The sequence below is a fragment of the Pararhodospirillum oryzae genome, assembly GCF_007992075.1.
Classification (GTDB): domain Bacteria; phylum Pseudomonadota; class Alphaproteobacteria; order Rhodospirillales; family Rhodospirillaceae; genus Pararhodospirillum; species Pararhodospirillum oryzae.
This window is the reverse complement of sequence record NZ_BJZO01000091.1, coordinates 1-14,522: the sequence shown is the minus strand read 5'-3', so window position 1 is coordinate 14,522 and position 14,522 is coordinate 1. Positions and strand designations below refer to the sequence as shown.

The window sequence follows — 14,522 nt, the reverse complement described above, 5'->3', positions numbered from 1 at the left end:
GGGGTTCGCAAGGTGCGGGTCCCCCTTGAAGGCCGGGGGAAGAGCGGGGGCGCCCGCGTCGTCTATTTCTACCGGAACGGAACCATGCCGCTCTTCCTTCTGTCCGTCTTCGCCAAGAACGAGAAGGACAACCTCACGCAAGCCGAACGGAACAGTCTGGCGGCATTGGTCAGGGTTCTTGTTCAAGGATACGGGGAACGATCATGACTTCGGCATTCGACGCAATCCGCGAAGGCCTGGAAGACGCGATTGCCTACAGCAAAGGGGACAGCGCCCGAGGGCAGGAAACCCGTGTTGAACCAGATCGGGCGGATATCGCGGCAATCCGTGCCCGTCTCGGTATGAGTCAGCCAGCCTTTGCCGGCGCTATGGCCGTGTCCTTGTCCACGCTTCGCAAATGGGAACAGGGTCAGAGGGTGCCCAGCGGAGCCGCGCGGATGCTCTTGCGCATCATGGAGCGCGAACCCGAAGCCGTCCGCCGTGCGCTTGCAGACGGGCACGTTTAACGGCGCATCACCACCCAAGATCGACCGTCAAAAAACCATCCGGCCGAAGCGCGGCGTCGTTATAGACCAAGCCAGCACCCCCGCCCGCCTGGGCACGGGCAAGCGCCATGACGGCAGCCACGGCAGAGTCAACGCGGCCACGGGCACGGGCCTTTGTAAACTTGCGATTCCCGGCAGGATCTTGTTCTAGCGCCACGTTTCCCACGGCAGACCGCAGGGCCAAGTTTCCGCCATGCCGGAAGCCACCTGACAGAATGGCGCGCTCCATCTCATTCACCGGCCCAGCCATCGACGCGAAGCCCTGCCCGAACGGCGCCACGGTCAGGCCCGCGTCTTGCAAGCGCGTCATGAACCCGACGCTTCCCCACCTGTCGCAGGCGATTTCCTGGACCTGGAAGCGTTCGGCCAGTTCCAGCACATGTTCAAAAATCACGTTCTGGTCAATGACATTTCCCTCGGTCAGCCGAAGGCAGCCAGCCTTGACCATGCGCATGTAATCGGCCTGATCCCGCTCGCCTCGGGCCTGGATGTTGTCGGAGGGGAAAAACCCGGTCACGTCGATGTCATAGCCTCCGGCGCCGTCAGGCCAGCAGACGGCTACCGAAGCCATATCGGTCACGGCGGCCATGTCGATGCCCAGGAATGCGGGCGTGCTTTCCAGGTTTTCAAGGGGCGTCCGGTCTGGCGCCGCGTCATAAACGGCGGGGTCAATCCACGGCTCGGCAGCACCGTTCTGCCAGATGTTCAGGTGGTAGCGTTTGATGTCGGCCACGTCGCGCGGGATAAACTCCGCGCGCTTGACCTTCAACCGGATCTCCTCGACCGACAGGAACCCGGCATCGATGGCAGGGTTCGCCTTGCGCCAGGTCTCCGGGTCCTTGAAGTCGTCGCCAGGATCCGCCGCAAAGATGATTGGCGCGAACGTGGGGTCTTCGATCTCCCCGCGTGCCACGGCCAGGGAGTACTCCCAAAGGTCAGCCGCAAGCGTGCCCTCGCCCTCGCCGGCAGTCGAAATGACGATGGTCAAGGGATGCTCGCGCTTCACCATACTATCGCGCACGACACCGAACAGTTTCCGCGCTTCACTTGCAGGCCAGGAATGGACTTCATCCGCCAGGAAGAAAGACACGTTCAGGCCATGCTTTGAATAAGCCTCTGTCGAAATGGCCGATAACTTGGACGCGCTCTTGTCATGATGCAGGATCTTGCGGCTTTCGATTGGCCGAACACGCGACAGCAACGCGGGATCTTGGCGCACCATTTGCCATGCGCTGTTGAAGGCGATCCCGGCATTCTCACGATCCGCCGCCGCGCACACGATCTGACCGCCCGGTTCGCTTTCCGGCCCGAGCAAGTGCGCTAAGGCCAAGCCGGCGGCAAGCGTGGTCTTGGCGTTGCCCCTGGGGATCCAGATACAGGCTTGCCGGACCAGCCGCCCCCCGTCGGGCGCCGTGGGGCCATAAATCCGGCGGATCAGGGCTTGCTGAAACGGCGCCAGGGTGAACGGCTGTCCTGCGAAACGCCCCTCCCACAGCCGCAGACGGGCCAGGAAACGGCATACGCGATCGGCCCGGCCTGTCGGGTCCTCGTACAGGGCCGGATCAGGCGAGAAGGTCGAGGTCCCAGCCACCAGTCTTATCCTCTTCCTCGACGGCCTTCTTGCGGTGTGGGCTGATGCCAAGCTCGCAGGCCAGCAACCGCGCCTCTCTCATTGCAGCCTGTTGGAGCCGGTGCGCCGGGTGGACCGTCTGCCCCCGTTCGCCCTCGACAAACCGGCCCTCGCGCAACATGACTTCTTCGCATTCCCTGACCTGACCAGAGGCGATGCAATAACTTTCCATCATCGCGAACACGTCGTCGGTCAGCACACCGCGCGCGTGAAGCTGGGGAGCCGCACGGCGCCATTCAGCTTGCGCCAAAGGGGGCAACCAGGGCGGCGCGGCAGGGCAGCCGCCGGCCAGAGGGGCGTTTTCAACGAGCGAGAGTTTCGGCTTTCTGCCCTTCATGGTTGTTTACGCCCTTGCAAACTGCGGAATCCCAATTTCGGAAAGAGTGCGCGCGTGAGCCCCCACCGGTCTTGCCCCCCAGTAAAATAAATAATCGAATCCCCCCACCTACCCAACAACAACCCCACGATAAGGCATCAACAAATCAGTTACGGCCCGAGAAATACTTGGCAAATTAACAGCCATAGTTACAGAAGTACCGTCACAATAGGTATCTGACTTGATAGCCGCGTCCCGACCAATCGCGAAATACATGTCGCGAACCAAGGTAAGGACCGCCGCCTTGATGTCCTCGGGGCACGTCGCGTGCCCGGCCGTGTACGTCACGGCCAGATCGCCCGCACCCCAAAGCCCAGGCCGTCCGTCCGACCACCGCACCAGCGCCCCGCCGTTCAGCCGCCACCCGGTGCCTGTCACGTCCTGGCCGTCCAGCGTGATCCCCGACACCGCGCCCACGGGCCAGCGCGACAGCCAGACATCAGCCACAGGCCGGGGAAGCCAGACCGTTTCGCGATAGGTCCCAGCCAACACCGGGCGACCGATGAACGTTTCCGCCGCCGCCGATGCCCGCTTGATCACTGCCGCCAGTGTGGCGTCGTCGCCGGCCCCAACGTCGGCGCGCGCCTCGTCCACCGTCACCAAGTCACTTTGCGGAGCAACCAAGACTTCGATCATCACGGCTTCCAGGGGTTCAAGTTCCACGGATGGTTCGGATCACGCGGGCGCCCATTGGCATCAACACCCTTGATGATCTTTGGCTTCTTTTTGCCGCGCTCTTCGGCTTGCTTGATCGAGCAATGGCAATGCGTACACAGGGCTTGCCAGTTCAGCTTATCCCAGAACACACTCTGGTCGCCCTTATGCGGAAAGATATGGTCAACCACGGTCGCCGGCGCGCCGCATTTCACACAGACGGGATGGTCAGCCAAGAACGCCGCCCGCGCCCGTTGCCACCGAACCCCGTATCCCCGTTCGCTGGCCGAGGGCCTCTCGTCCCGTTCGCAGGCGCACCCCTGACCCACCTTCACCTTCGCCCCGCAGCGGGGGCAGATTCTCACCATCGTGGGCATGGTCCCGATCCCCTTTAGAGAGGGGACCGACACCATCCCGGTGCCGGCCCCACCACCGGGCGCCGCCATCACGGCGGATCGCCCATCCCCGCCCACGTCACGCGGGCGGTGTCGTCATCACGCGGTCATGACCACGCCCTTGACGGCAGCCGGCATTACCATGTCACCGCCAACCCTGAGGCGAGCATGGAAACGCACAAGCCCGCTAGTTGCAACGCTGTACGGATCCCGCAGGATGGACAGGTTGACCCGATCGACAATCCGATAGGCGGTCTTCCAGTCACCGAACAGCACAGGCACCTTGCCCGAAGAAACGTCGGGCAGCCCGGGCACTTCAACCACCGGGCGTCCAAGAATAGTGGCCGGGTTTCCTTCGCTCAAAGCATCACGCCACAAGTAATCGCCGCCGCTCGTTTTCAGGGACCTGATAACGCCCAAGGTGGTGCCATTGACGAGCCAGCAGGACCCGCGACTGTTCCGGTACTGCGCAGGGAGCGAATGGAACAAGGTGATGAGAACATCGGCGGTCAGGGCCGTGGTCGAACCAGCGGCCAGGGTGGCAAGATCGGGGTGGCTCAAGATCCCTCTGGGCTTGCCGGTGCCATCACCGGACACGAAAGCCGCGCCCTCAAGCCGGCCAAACTCCAGGGCCAGCATGGCGGAAAGCTCGGCCTCGATGTTGATGGCAGAGTCCTCAAGAAGCCTCTGGCTCACGTCCACGTAAACAGCCGCCTCGTGGGCCGGGATCGTCACTTGCCCGAAGGTCGGTTCGCTCGACGAGCGCGTGGCAGTCTCGGCCGTCCAGGACGCGGTAGGCGTGCCTGTGACCTTGGGGAGAATGACTTCGCCTTGCGCCGTGCCGGTCACGGTCGCGACTTGGCGAATGGGCGACGTTTCCACCAGCTTCTTGAGTAACTCGCGCCGGAAGTCCTGGGGCACCAAATAGCCCCCCGCGCTGTCATCGGCCACCCGCAGGGCGCGGACTTCGACCGGATCCATGGCCTCCCGCCCGCGCCGCACGAAGCCAGCGAAGGCGCGAACCTCGATGTCCTGGCCCTGGGCACCACCGGGCGCGACCAGCCCCAGCCGGGCCGAACGCGCTTCCGTCTTCGCGGTGCTGGCCGCGATGGCTTCGACCGTGGCCTTGATGGTCTTCACGTCGGCTTCGAGGGCATCCACCCGGGCGCCCAGGTCGGCGCCGTCCGTGCTGGTGGTGGTGTCGTCCGCCCGGACCTCGGGCGCGGTATCAAGCGACATGGTGGTTTCCTTGTGATGCGCCGCGCCCTTCGCGGCATGGGATCGGACCTCGGTAATCCGGGCCTGGGGATTGGATGCGACCGACACGCACGACACCTCAATCAAGCGGGCCTTCGTGATCAGCCGCACGCCTCCGGGCATGGGCTTGTCGCTTTCCCGGACAAAGCCGATGGACAAAGCCAGGGCACCGGTCTTTGCCAGGGCATGGGCTTCGTCGCCGTCGCGCGTGCCCAGGGCGAACCGGCCTTCGATGGTCAGCGCCTCCGGGGTGTCGGTCAGGTCCGTGACGGCGCCGCAGGGCCGGGCGGGATCGTGATGCAGCAGCAGCGGGAACGCCTGACCACGCGCGCGCCGCTCTTCGATGCTGGCGTCAAAGCACCCCTCGGCAAAATCCGTCCCGTGGGCATCGACAACGCCATGAACCGAGGCAAGGCCCCGGAAGGTGCCCGCGCCGCCAGGGGCAAGGCGGATCTCGATGCGTTCGACCTGGTTAAGCATGGCCGGCCTCCCCAGTGTTCAACGGCCGGTGGAAGGCGTCCCCGCCCTGGTACGGGGTTCGGTTCTCAAGCGCCCGGCATTCATTGGGGCTCATGATCCCGTTCGACACCGCCGCCGTGTAAGCCGTCATGCGGCTGGCAAGATCCGCCTTGACCAGATCGTCAACCAGAAACTCCGCGAAGTATTCGCCCCGCTCTTCCTCGTTAAGAAGATCACGGGCGATCGCCTGTTCCCACAGCTTGAGCCACGGCAGAAGTACAGTCGAAAGGTATTGCTGGCCCATGGCTTCGGCATTGCTATGGGTGGTGCGCTCAAGCTCTTGGATCATATGCAGCGGAACGCGAAACACCCGCGCGATCTGGGCAATCTGATGTCGGAACAGTTCGATGTATTGCGCATCCGTCGAGCTAAATTGCATCTGCTCGAAGCTCATGCCTTCCTCAAGGACCAGGGTCCCCGCGTTGTTCGCGCCGCCATGTCGTGAGGCGATGCTGGATTGCAGACGGGCGAGGGATTCTGGCGACAGGCGCCCCGGCACCTTGAGCGCACCCGAAGGCCGGGCACCTTTGCCAAACAGGCGCGCCGCGTATGCTTCAAGCTGCAAGGCCAGGGCAATGGCCTCGCGGGCCTCGTTGACCAGGGACAAGCCGCGCACCGGATCAGGGCCGGGCACCCGCAAGCGAAACAATTCGCCGGGCTGGAAAACACGATACGAGCCATCGGCCAGCGTGCCGCGATGGATTGGCTCCCAGGTGGTCAAGTCAACGTCGGTCTGGATCGCCCCGGCCGGTGCCTGGACGACTTCCACCACCTGCCCCCGCGCCCTACCGATCACCGCGTAGGCGTCCCCATGGATGAGCGCTTGAACCATCATCGACGCGCGCCATTCCGCCGCCGTGGTCCAGCCGTTCGGCGCATCATGCAGGAGTCGGTAAAGCGGGTGGTCGGTCGCCCGCTCCTTCGCCCCGTCCGGCCCGCGCCGATAGAGAATAAGGGGAAGCTGGGCAACGCTGTCGGAAAGAACCCGCACGCAGGCCAAGACCACCGGGCACTTCAACGCGCCTTCCGGCGAAACGGAAATGCCCGCCGCCGTTTCATTTGCAGCCAGGATCAGGCGTTCTAGCTCGCCCCACGACCGCGTTTCTGTCTTGTTTCGCCCAAAAGGCCACATATCGATTCCCCGCTTTCTCGCATCCATTGTGCGAGTCGCGGTTGCAATGTCAATAGGGCATCGGCGTTCGTGTTGTGTCCTTTGTCAAGCCTCAAGGCGTCATGATGCGCCGTCACCCCGCCCACACCGCATAAGCATCGATCAATGCGGCTTCGACCTCGGCCAACAGGTCCGGCGGCAGATGCACCGTGTGCGCCCCACGGCCCGACGCAAGCCGCATAGTGGGCGGCCGGACATACGGCCCGCGCGACCGCTCGCAGACGAGCCACCCCTCGACGGTCCAGCCCGGGGGGTCAATGCGCACAGCGCCGACGGCGCGGACGGATCCCAGATATTCGGGCGGCTCCAGGCGCACGACGGCGACGCGGGGCGCGGTCATCGCCCGGCCTCCCCAGACCGCGCCCAGCACCGGAGGGCGGCCAGCTTGACCGCCTCGGTCAGATCGGGGGGCAGGGTCAGCACCGCCCGGCGCCGCCCGTCCGGGCCGCGTTTTTTCGGCAGGTCGGCGTAGGCGCGGCCCCCGGCCATGGAAATTGAAATGTCGCGCACCTCGATCCCGAGGCCGGGAAGCCTGACATCGGCCAGGGCCACGCGCCCCCGATCGTCGGGGGCCTCGGTCAGGCGCACGCAAACGGCAACGGGCAAGGGTGCGGTGCCGGATCCCCGGCCCGTTTCGGTCATGCTCATGATTTACGCTTTCAGATTGTGGTTATGGGGTCAGCGGATTTCGCGACGCCTTCGAGGGGCGCGCGGCATGACGCACTTTCCCCCCTGGTCGTGTGCGTCATGGCTTAACGCTTTGATTTTTAACGATACCCAATGACGCACATGACGCGCATGACGCATTTTCCCAATAGAGGCTAAAAATGCAATTCAGGTGTATATGACATCACACTCAACCAAACTGTCGTTTTCCATGTTTCGAGCTAAGTGTGTCATGTGCGTCATTGATCTTTGGAAAGTCTTATAAAACAATGTGTTATGGATGACGCACTTTTCCATATGCGTCATGGAATCCGCCGTTCGGGCACAAAAAAAGGGGGCCTAAGCCCCCTTCCTCACGTAAAACCGTGCGCTTGCGGTGCGCGGCCCCAGAACCCATCCGAGTTTCATCAAAACGGCCCGGATCCGCCGTTGCTCGACCGTGCCCAGCCGCGCCCGCTCAAGGCTCAAAGCTCCCAGGGCCACCTCAAGAATGGTGGTGCGCGACCTGTCCCGAAGAAAATCTTCGATAGCCTCGCTCCAGGAATCCACTTCGAACCGCGCTTCCTGTTCCGGCGCGATAATTTCGGCCTCGAAGGTGTCATCCGGCCACCACGGGACTCCTTGCCGGTATAGCGTCATCGCCTCCGCGAAAAGCTGGCCCCGGTCACGGGCCAGGGCGTCAGTCTCGATTGGGTGCGTTACCCTGACCTTGACCGGCCAGAACCGCCGTCCGCCCGTTGCATCGCGCAGGTACTCCGACTCGTTTGTGGTGCCGATAAACAGGCATTGGCGAGGCTCTGTTACGTCTTTGCGCCCATAGGCTGGGCGATACTTTTCCGTCTTGCGGGTGATGAAGGACTTTAGCGCGGTCACATCGGCCTTCGACAGCGTATGCAACTCGCCCATTTCTATGAGCCACTTACCGCGAAGATGGCTCGATGCGTCTTTGCTGGTAACGCTTTCACCGAGACAATCGGAAAACCATTCACCGCCGAGGATTTCACAGACGGTTGACTTCCGCGCTTTTTGTGCCCCTTCCAGGATAAGCATGTGATCCGATTTGCATCCCGGCTCCATGATTCGGGCTACCATGGCGATCAGAAACATTTTTCCGACAGCGGCGGCATAAGGGGTCGCCTCGGCTCCCAGGTAATCGGCCAGCCATCGCCCCACCCGAGGCGTACCGTCCCAGGTCAGCCCTTCGAGCCAGTCGCGCACGGGATGGAATCCGCATTCGGTCGCCCGAAGGTCCATCGCCCGCGCTACGGTGTCGGCGGCAACCCGCTTCAATCCAGCCAGCTCTAACCACTCTTGGGCAACCGTTAGATCCGTATCTGTCACCGGGCGCGGGAATGGCCCCTTCACGGCAGCGGATCCGTCATGCCGGACAATCGGCTTCATAAGAAGCGAAGCGCACGCCATTTCATCATAAGCAATGACCCCTTCCCATGCCGGATCGTGGCGCAGGGCAAGCATGACGTTTGAAATACAGCCATCAACCCCGCCTCGGGTTGTGGTCTTTGTTTCACCGTACCAATCCGTTGTTTTCGCGTGACTGGTCTTTTTGTATTTGCCGCGCGGCGGGAAGTTCTCGACTGTGGCGCCCTTTTTGGCGAAGCGGTCTTCTGGGCTTTCCATCATGCGGCCCCCCGCATCAGGTCGTTGAAGTCGGATCCAACCAGGGGCGGGGTCATCACCCGGGCCTCGTGCCCCGCGTCGGCCCAGCGCCGCGCGCAGGTCCGGCCCGCTTCTTGGCCGGTGCCTGATGCGTCGTTGTCAGCAAAAACAGTGAGGCACGGAATGCGCAGCACCGGCATGTCGCGCAGCGTTCCCGCACAGCCACACGCCCAAACCGGACGCCAGTCAGCGGCGATCACGGCCAGGGCGGTCTCGATGCCCTCCGTCAGCCCCAGCCCACCAATAACGTCCGCGTCGTCCTCCAGCCGAATCACGCATCCGTGCGAGGGGGCGAGCATCTTCTTTGGCCGGGCCTTGTCGCGTGTGCCGTCCAGGGTGATCGGGGTTCGGTGAATTGCCCTTGGCTCGCAGGTGAGGGCGTCGGTCATCAGCGCCACCATGCAAGGCGCGCCGCCCTTGTCATAAGGACAGGCAGGGTGCCACCGAATCACGTCTTCGCCGGCAGGGGGGAGGGCACAGCCCCGGCCCAAAAGGTATGCTTCAGCCGGAGTGCCCAAGATCGGCACGGCCTCGGACCAGATCCGCATGGCCCGAGCGATGCGCTCGTTAATGCTGGCCGTTTCATCGATATCGGCGGGTTTCGGGCTATTTTGGCGGGGTTCGCGCTGATATTCAGGGGAATCAACGTCCAAACCGAGCCATTCCAGGGCTTCGCGGCCTCTTTTCCCGGTCTCGCGCTCGATTAGGGCCAGAACACCGCCACCTTCGCCGGCTTCGTGGTCGTGCCAAACCCCTTTGCGAAGATCAACGGCCAGGGAGCCGTGGCGGCCAAAACGCCATTCAAAGGCGGTTTTGCTAGTCGGCTTCCCAAGGAGCCGCGCCGCCACGTCGAGCATAAGTTTTGAAAAGTTTACCTGATTTTGGTGTTGATCAGTCCGGCGATAGTCAATAAGATCCCTGTATCGACTTGGATTGCGGTCCATGTTCGATCTCCATTTGCCGGTATGGTTTCAGGAGGTACCCGGCAAGTGATTGGCTATTCGAGATTTTCTAGGCTCCCAGCGTTCGCCGCGCTCGGGAGCCTTTCTCGTTTGGGCTTTCGCTTAGGGCATGGGTGGCGTCCTTCTGAAAAATCACCGGAAAGTTTACGGGGTGTCTTTGCTGGAAACAAGCCCGAATAACCGTACCGTGCAGTACGGTTTTGAGTCCAGGGCGTGAAAAACTCAGACTATCTAAGTTTTCGCCCCCGGATCCGCTTAGTACACTTTGTACCAGTCCAGCTTTTCCGGCTTTTCCGGCGCGGCCCATGAGCGGCGTTACCTGGGGCACCCCTTTCCAGGCCGAAGTATGAAATAACGTACTGGCCCCCGGCGCCTCGCCACAGAGGCGCCTTGTTTTGGCGCGGGTCATAAGCCGCACTCCTCCGCGATGCCTTGCAGGGTGGCACGCTGTTTCGGGGACAGCCGCTTCCCCTTCGCGACCAGACGCGACAGGCTCGAAACGAAATCCCGCTCCCAGTCGGTCAGGTCAAAGTCGCCTCCCAGCAAGGCGTCGATCAGGCCCGCGTCGTCGTCGCTCGACCGTGAGGGCGCGCCGCGCGGGGCGGCCAGGGCGCGCGCCAGGTCATGGAGATTGGCCCCGGCGCCGTCCAGGGTCCGCCGGATGGCCGCGACCGTGGCGAGTACCTCGCCGTCCTTGTCGCTCCCCAGCAAGGGCAGAAGCTTTTGCAGCTTCGGCGCCACCGCTTCCAGGCCGGGCATTTCACGCCTCCGCCGCCGGGGTGGCGCCCTTCTCGGGCAGGGAGGCAATCCACGCCCGCACCGCGCTTTCCTTCCATCGGTTGCAACGGCTGTTGATTTTCAACGGGGGCGGGAACGTCCCCTTGGCGACGTGCCGCATCAAAGCGGCCCGGGCAAGGCCGGTCAAGGCTTCGACCTCGCGGCGACGAAGAAGACGGTCTTCCATAGCGTGTTCTCCAACGAAAAAAACCGCCTCGGACGGATCCGGGCGGGCGGGGGTGGTGATGGGGGCCGAAAAACAAAAAGCCCCGCGCTCTGGCGGGGCCTTGTTACAGAAAGCTCATCCTGTATTACGTGTACATTTTCACACCGTCAGGAGGGCGTCAACCCTTTTTTGCCACTTTCCCGGCAAAAGAAAAACCCCGCCGCGATCGCTCGGGCGGGGTCATCTCACAGGAACGGCATCCTGTATTTCCTGCACATTTTCACATGTGCTAGGTCCTGTCAACCCCTTTTCGCTTTTTTCGCGCGGGGCGGGTCAGGCCATCAAGCCGCGCCCTCGGCCTCGGCGCGGGCCATCAGCTTTTCTTGCAGGTCCTCCCGGATGTCGCCAAGCGCCAGCGCAACCCCGCGCAGAGCGGATCCCAAGTCGGATCCAAGGTCGGAGCGCGCGCTTTCCGCTTCGGCCATGTACTCCAACAAGTTCTCGATGTGAATCAGCCGATCGGCCAGGAAGCTCAGGGATGCGTCAGCCATTTGTGGCGGCCTCCATCCCCTCGTCGGCCTTTTTCTTAAGGTCGCGGGTGAAGATCTCTTCCACGATGGCCCGTGACCTTACTTGGTCATCCCAGGCCTTCGCCTTCTTAAGCTCCAGCGCCATGGCGTCGTTCAGCGGTTTGGCAAACGTGTTGAAGTCAATGAGGGCGTTGTCAATGGCGCGAAGAGACGAGCGGGCTTGAGTGCAAAGATAGATCAATGAATTGCGAAGGGGATCCCCTTCATTATCATCGGAGTCGCCACAAGAACACGGAACCATCAATTCGATGGCGGATATGATAGTTCTCAGTTCTTCAAAGGTGTGTTCGCGGATGATTGTCGAAGCCTTGCCGAGACGATGGGGAAAATCTTCGGCAAGACTCCGATCGACGGGGATGTTTAAAATGCGGCTGTCCACGCGCGCCTCTCCTAAAGGTGCGTTTCGGAAAGTCCCCGGGGAGCGGGCCAACGCCTCCCGGGGGCGCCTTGATTCTCGTACAGCGCGACTCGGCGGTCTACTGGAAAATCCCGCTTCCGGCGAAAATCAGCCGAGCAATTTCCCCCAGAAGCCCCGGCCCTGCACCGCCCGCAGTTCCCCCCGCAGTTCGGCGGCCTCGACCTCGGCCTTGTGTGCCTCGTCGCGCGCGGTTTTGGCCTCGGCCAGGGCATCGGCAAGAGCGGATCGGACTTCGGCCAGGTCAGCCGCCAGGCGGTCACGCTCATGGGTCAGGGCGTCCACCAGGGCGCCCGCGTCCATGTGACCACCGGGTGGTGGCCGGGTGGTCGGCGGCTCGACAGTGGCCGGGGTGGCCGGGGGGTTGGTGTCTTCCAGGTCGGCCAGGGGGACGTGAACAATGGCCTTGCCCCTGTTGTCCAAGGACACGCGCCAGCCCCGGCGCCGCGCGATCTTGCGCACGGCATCCACGGTCTTGCCTAGGCGTTCAGCCAGGGCAGCATATGAAAGGGGCGTGGTTTCCATGGCCGGACACTAGCATGGGGTGGCCGGGCGGTCACCGGGTGGCCGTTGGCCGGACGGGTTTGGTTAAGCCGCTGTCCGTCGAGCCTTCGTCTGGTCGCCCCGCCCGGCGATCAGTCCGGCAACCGAAATATCCTCGTCGATCTCATCCCAATGCAGGCCGTAGGTGCTGATCTCGACGGCCTGGCGCTGTTCGGGCGTGGCGTGCAACAGACGCGGAAACCACGCGAGCGGGATCCCCAGGGTTCGCTCGTCGCTCAGGTCAACCCACATGCGGGTGTCGTCGAAGCGAACGGCTTTAGCGGAAATGTCCATTCCAAGCCTCCTCAATGGTGGTCCGGTTCCGCTCGATGATCTCGGCCAGGAACCGAATGGTTCGCGTGTCGAAGCCGTCGTTTCGGGCAACGGTCAGGCGTTCATCCAGCCAAAACTTCACTTCGTGCCCGTTCCCTCGAACGTGGATATGAACGGGTTCCCTGGGGTTGCCCTCGTCGCTGTAAAAAAAGAACCGATAGCCGGCTTCACGGATGATGACGGGCATTCAGGAAGCCGGGCGCAAGTCAGGCCGGAGGGGAACCACCTCGGTCTTGTATCGGTCCATCACCTCAGCGTGATGGTTCAAATCGCCCCGATAAGCGCCCTCGGGGTTCACGGTGATGACCTTGGTCTGCCCTCGTTTAATCACAGTTATGGCGTGTACATTCTCTAGTATTTCGATTATTTTGCGCGCTTCTGAAATTTCTATGCCGAGAATTGATGATATTTCATCGACATCTTTTCCACAATCATATGATTCATATTTTAATGATCGGCAAATTTCACTTAAAAAAACAACGCAAGCCATTCGTTCATCAAATGTTATGTCTAATTTTTTCAATCTATCTCTGATTTTGTCATGGTAATCGTGGGAAATCCTGACTCCATCAATCATGGAACGCTGCTCCCCTGGTCAGAGTGTAGTCTGGGCGGCTATAGCATCCTCAAGATCCGCCTGGACGGAGCGGGCCTTGGGCTCTTTTTCCTCGAACAAGGCAGGGACGCGCCGCAAGCGCTTGCCGCTATCCATTGTCTCCGGCTTCTGATCGGAGGAATCCGCGATGACGCGCGCGTGGAAAACCGAGAGGCCGGGCATGTGGTCCCGCTTTTCTCCCCAGGCAACAGCCGAGTTCACCACATAGGCATTCACCGTTCCCGCCGATCCAAGCTGTACGACTTGGATCCAGTTACCTTTCACAAGATCGGTCAGGGCGTTCCTGATGGTCCTCTCGCTGCACCCCATGATCTTTGCCAGGGTCTTTTGCGGGATCACCACGGCATTCTGATGTCCCATCAGCGCGACCAGATGGTGCATCAGCGCCGCCGCCCTCGGGCTTTCCATGGTCAGCGCCGCCCACGCTTCATGTGCGGCTCGGTCTGTTTGAACCCAAGTGCGGGGGCCGCTTTTAACGGGGGTCCCGATTGCGGTAGGCGCTGACATGTCTTTCCCTCCGACAGAAAGCCCTTTCCAATAATTGGAAACACATTTCCGCACCCCCGGCAACCCACCTTTTCCAAAAAATGGAAAAGTCTTTCCATTAAATGACAGTACCCCGGCAACAGCTTGTTGCCGCACCCCCGGCAACAGCTTGTTGCCGCACCCCCCTTCTCAACCCATTGAAAAACAACAACACATGTTCACGTCTTCTCTATGATCTCATTTCCCCTTCCGTCGAACCCTTCCGGCAGGCGGGAGCGCGCCCCAAAACGCTGGCGACCGCCTGCCGGAAAGAGGGGGCGACGGATCATGTGCGTTCCGCGAATGAGAAAAAGGAAACTGGTTCTCAAGTTATCCACACACCCAAGCCCGGCCTAGTTTAGAATGATTTGGTCGCATAACGCGCAATACGAATAGAGTTTTCAGGTATTCCGGGAGCCATCGGGAAGTCATCGACAAGCAAGACGGCGGGGCAGGCAGAAGAGAGGGTGAGCGATGCTTCGCCGGGTGGTGCGCGAATACTGGCCTCGGCCCGATCCGAAGGCGCGGGAAAGGCATCCAGAGGACGCAAGCCGGCAGGGCATCGAAAGCAGAAATCCCGGTATGGCCTTGCAAGGGAGTATCCCAAAGGGTTACTGTCTCCCCATGCAAGCCGGCCCTCTCGTCACCATCGTTGAAACCCGAGCCTTCATCGCCAGCGCCTCGGCCCTGATGGACGAGGAAGAG

General features: G+C 62.0%; 22 protein-coding genes. 3 read left to right on the top strand and 19 right to left on the bottom strand.

Annotated features, from left to right (window positions below; genetic code table 11):
- Both ROR02_RS13845 and ROR02_RS13840 read left to right on the top strand, forming a co-directional pair.
- Positions 1-207, top strand: a 207-nt coding sequence (locus ROR02_RS13845) for a type II toxin-antitoxin system RelE/ParE family toxin (RefSeq protein WP_170245124.1), incomplete at its 5' end; no start/stop codon positions are given.
- On the top strand, positions 204-506 hold the full coding sequence (locus ROR02_RS13840; RefSeq protein ID WP_147164635.1) for a helix-turn-helix domain-containing protein: 303 nt from the start codon (positions 204-206) through the stop codon (positions 504-506). The genes ROR02_RS13845 and ROR02_RS13840, both read left to right, overlap by 4 nt.
- A gap of 7 nt (positions 507-513) precedes the next feature.
- Here the strand turns inward: ROR02_RS13840 and ROR02_RS13835 are convergent, their stop codons facing one another.
- The 19 genes from ROR02_RS13835 to ROR02_RS13745 all read right to left on the bottom strand — a co-directional run bounded on the left by ROR02_RS13835 (position 514) and on the right by ROR02_RS13745 (position 13,700).
- Positions 514-2,136: a terminase large subunit gene (locus tag ROR02_RS13835; protein WP_170245123.1), complete on the bottom strand. Its 1,623-nt coding sequence runs from the start codon at positions 2,134-2,136 to the stop codon at positions 514-516.
- Complete coding sequence (locus ROR02_RS13830) at positions 2,108-2,512, bottom strand: phage terminase small subunit P27 family (RefSeq protein ID WP_147164633.1); 405 nt, start codon at positions 2,510-2,512, stop codon at positions 2,108-2,110. The genes ROR02_RS13835 and ROR02_RS13830 overlap by 29 nt, the downstream gene beginning before the upstream one ends.
- Positions 2,513-2,620: 108 nt before the next feature.
- Positions 2,621-3,187, bottom strand: a complete 567-nt coding sequence (locus ROR02_RS13825; RefSeq protein WP_147164632.1) for a head-tail connector protein — start codon at positions 3,185-3,187, stop codon at positions 2,621-2,623.
- Positions 3,187-3,582 carry an HNH endonuclease gene (locus ROR02_RS13820; RefSeq protein WP_147164631.1) on the bottom strand — a complete coding sequence of 132 codons (396 nt, stop codon included), beginning with the start codon at positions 3,580-3,582 and terminating at the stop codon, positions 3,187-3,189. The genes ROR02_RS13825 and ROR02_RS13820 overlap by 1 nt, the downstream gene beginning before the upstream one ends.
- A 117-nt stretch (positions 3,583-3,699) precedes the next feature.
- On the bottom strand, positions 3,700-5,337 hold the full coding sequence (locus ROR02_RS13815; protein WP_147164630.1) for a phage major capsid protein: 1,638 nt from the start codon (positions 5,335-5,337) through the stop codon (positions 3,700-3,702).
- Complete coding sequence (locus ROR02_RS13810) at positions 5,330-6,508, bottom strand: phage portal protein (protein ID WP_170245122.1); 1,179 nt, start codon at positions 6,506-6,508, stop codon at positions 5,330-5,332. Before ROR02_RS13810 ends, ROR02_RS13815 begins: the two co-directional genes overlap by 8 nt.
- 112 nt (positions 6,509-6,620) lie before the next feature.
- Positions 6,621-6,887 (bottom strand): hypothetical protein, encoded by a 267-nt coding sequence (locus ROR02_RS13805; protein ID WP_147164628.1) that lies wholly within the window; start codon positions 6,885-6,887, stop codon positions 6,621-6,623.
- Positions 6,884-7,195, bottom strand: coding sequence for a hypothetical protein (locus ROR02_RS13800; protein ID WP_147164627.1), 312 nt, complete (start codon positions 7,193-7,195; stop codon positions 6,884-6,886). The genes ROR02_RS13805 and ROR02_RS13800 overlap by 4 nt, the downstream gene beginning before the upstream one ends.
- Positions 7,196-7,552: 357 nt before the next feature.
- Positions 7,553-8,854 carry a virulence-associated E family protein gene (locus tag ROR02_RS13795; RefSeq protein WP_147164626.1) on the bottom strand — a complete coding sequence of 434 codons (1,302 nt, stop codon included), beginning with the start codon at positions 8,852-8,854 and terminating at the stop codon, positions 7,553-7,555.
- Positions 8,851-9,834, bottom strand: a complete 984-nt coding sequence (locus tag ROR02_RS13790; RefSeq protein WP_147164625.1) for a DUF7146 domain-containing protein — start codon at positions 9,832-9,834, stop codon at positions 8,851-8,853. Before ROR02_RS13790 ends, ROR02_RS13795 begins: the two co-directional genes overlap by 4 nt.
- Before the next feature lie 423 nt (positions 9,835-10,257).
- Positions 10,258-10,611 carry a hypothetical protein gene (locus ROR02_RS13785; protein ID WP_147164624.1) on the bottom strand — a complete coding sequence of 118 codons (354 nt, stop codon included), beginning with the start codon at positions 10,609-10,611 and terminating at the stop codon, positions 10,258-10,260.
- A gap of 1 nt (position 10,612) precedes the next feature.
- Positions 10,613-10,816 (bottom strand): helix-turn-helix transcriptional regulator, encoded by a 204-nt coding sequence (locus ROR02_RS13780; RefSeq protein WP_147164623.1) that lies wholly within the window; start codon positions 10,814-10,816, stop codon positions 10,613-10,615.
- Between the two features lie 320 nt (positions 10,817-11,136).
- Positions 11,137-11,346: a hypothetical protein gene (locus tag ROR02_RS13775; RefSeq protein WP_147164622.1), complete on the bottom strand. Its 210-nt coding sequence runs from the start codon at positions 11,344-11,346 to the stop codon at positions 11,137-11,139.
- A complete protein-coding gene (locus tag ROR02_RS13770; protein ID WP_147164621.1) occupies positions 11,339-11,764 on the bottom strand; it encodes a hypothetical protein in 426 nt (141 codons plus the stop codon). The genes ROR02_RS13775 and ROR02_RS13770 overlap by 8 nt, the downstream gene beginning before the upstream one ends.
- A gap of 126 nt (positions 11,765-11,890) precedes the next feature.
- Positions 11,891-12,325 carry a hypothetical protein gene (locus ROR02_RS13765; protein ID WP_147164620.1) on the bottom strand — a complete coding sequence of 145 codons (435 nt, stop codon included), beginning with the start codon at positions 12,323-12,325 and terminating at the stop codon, positions 11,891-11,893.
- Between the two features lie 63 nt (positions 12,326-12,388).
- Entirely contained in the window at positions 12,389-12,637 is a 249-nt protein-coding gene (locus tag ROR02_RS13760) for a DUF2442 domain-containing protein (protein ID WP_147164619.1), read from the bottom strand.
- Complete coding sequence (locus ROR02_RS13755; RefSeq protein ID WP_147164618.1) at positions 12,621-12,863, bottom strand: DUF4160 domain-containing protein; 243 nt, start codon at positions 12,861-12,863, stop codon at positions 12,621-12,623. Before ROR02_RS13755 ends, ROR02_RS13760 begins: the two co-directional genes overlap by 17 nt.
- Entirely contained in the window at positions 12,864-13,253 is a 390-nt protein-coding gene (locus ROR02_RS13750; protein WP_147164617.1) for a hypothetical protein, read from the bottom strand.
- A gap of 18 nt (positions 13,254-13,271) precedes the next feature.
- Positions 13,272-13,700 carry a helix-turn-helix domain-containing protein gene (locus ROR02_RS13745; RefSeq protein ID WP_281291047.1) on the bottom strand — a complete coding sequence of 143 codons (429 nt, stop codon included), beginning with the start codon at positions 13,698-13,700 and terminating at the stop codon, positions 13,272-13,274.
- Positions 13,701-14,291: 591 nt separating this feature from the next.
- On the opposite strand from ROR02_RS13745, the gene ROR02_RS16985 reads away from it, so the two are divergent.
- Positions 14,292-14,522, top strand: a 231-nt coding sequence (locus ROR02_RS16985) for a hypothetical protein (RefSeq protein WP_218032821.1), incomplete at its 3' end; no start/stop codon positions are given.

What these genes read in the sequence shown, in the direction of transcription:
- ROR02_RS13840 (WP_147164635.1), top strand. Translation starts at nt 204, where the DNA reads ATGACTTCGGCATTCGACGCAATCCGCGAAGGCCTGGAAGACGCGATT.
- ROR02_RS13830 (WP_147164633.1), bottom strand. Translation starts at nt 2,512, where the DNA reads ATGAAGGGCAGAAAGCCGAAACTCTCGCTCGTTGAAAACGCCCCTCTG.
- ROR02_RS13825 (WP_147164632.1), bottom strand. Translation starts at nt 3,187, where the DNA reads ATGATCGAAGTCTTGGTTGCTCCGCAAAGTGACTTGGTGACGGTGGAC.
- ROR02_RS13820 (WP_147164631.1), bottom strand. Translation starts at nt 3,582, where the DNA reads ATGCCCACGATGGTGAGAATCTGCCCCCGCTGCGGGGCGAAGGTGAAG.
- ROR02_RS13815 (WP_147164630.1), bottom strand. Translation starts at nt 5,337, where the DNA reads ATGCTTAACCAGGTCGAACGCATCGAGATCCGCCTTGCCCCTGGCGGC.
- ROR02_RS13810 (WP_170245122.1), bottom strand. Translation starts at nt 6,508, where the DNA reads ATGTGGCCTTTTGGGCGAAACAAGACAGAAACGCGGTCGTGGGGCGAG.
- ROR02_RS13805 (WP_147164628.1), bottom strand. Translation starts at nt 6,887, where the DNA reads ATGACCGCGCCCCGCGTCGCCGTCGTGCGCCTGGAGCCGCCCGAATAT.
- ROR02_RS13800 (WP_147164627.1), bottom strand. Translation starts at nt 7,195, where the DNA reads ATGAGCATGACCGAAACGGGCCGGGGATCCGGCACCGCACCCTTGCCC.
- ROR02_RS13795 (WP_147164626.1), bottom strand. Translation starts at nt 8,854, where the DNA reads ATGATGGAAAGCCCAGAAGACCGCTTCGCCAAAAAGGGCGCCACAGTC.
- ROR02_RS13790 (WP_147164625.1), bottom strand. Translation starts at nt 9,834, where the DNA reads ATGGACCGCAATCCAAGTCGATACAGGGATCTTATTGACTATCGCCGG.
- ROR02_RS13785 (WP_147164624.1), bottom strand. Translation starts at nt 10,611, where the DNA reads ATGCCCGGCCTGGAAGCGGTGGCGCCGAAGCTGCAAAAGCTTCTGCCC.
- ROR02_RS13780 (WP_147164623.1), bottom strand. Translation starts at nt 10,816, where the DNA reads ATGGAAGACCGTCTTCTTCGTCGCCGCGAGGTCGAAGCCTTGACCGGC.
- ROR02_RS13775 (WP_147164622.1), bottom strand. Translation starts at nt 11,346, where the DNA reads ATGGCTGACGCATCCCTGAGCTTCCTGGCCGATCGGCTGATTCACATC.
- ROR02_RS13765 (WP_147164620.1), bottom strand. Translation starts at nt 12,325, where the DNA reads ATGGAAACCACGCCCCTTTCATATGCTGCCCTGGCTGAACGCCTAGGC.
- ROR02_RS13760 (WP_147164619.1), bottom strand. Translation starts at nt 12,637, where the DNA reads ATGGACATTTCCGCTAAAGCCGTTCGCTTCGACGACACCCGCATGTGG.
- ROR02_RS13755 (WP_147164618.1), bottom strand. Translation starts at nt 12,863, where the DNA reads ATGCCCGTCATCATCCGTGAAGCCGGCTATCGGTTCTTTTTTTACAGC.
- ROR02_RS13750 (WP_147164617.1), bottom strand. Translation starts at nt 13,253, where the DNA reads ATGATTGATGGAGTCAGGATTTCCCACGATTACCATGACAAAATCAGA.
- ROR02_RS13745 (WP_281291047.1), bottom strand. Translation starts at nt 13,700, where the DNA reads ATGGAAAGCCCGAGGGCGGCGGCGCTGATGCACCATCTGGTCGCGCTG.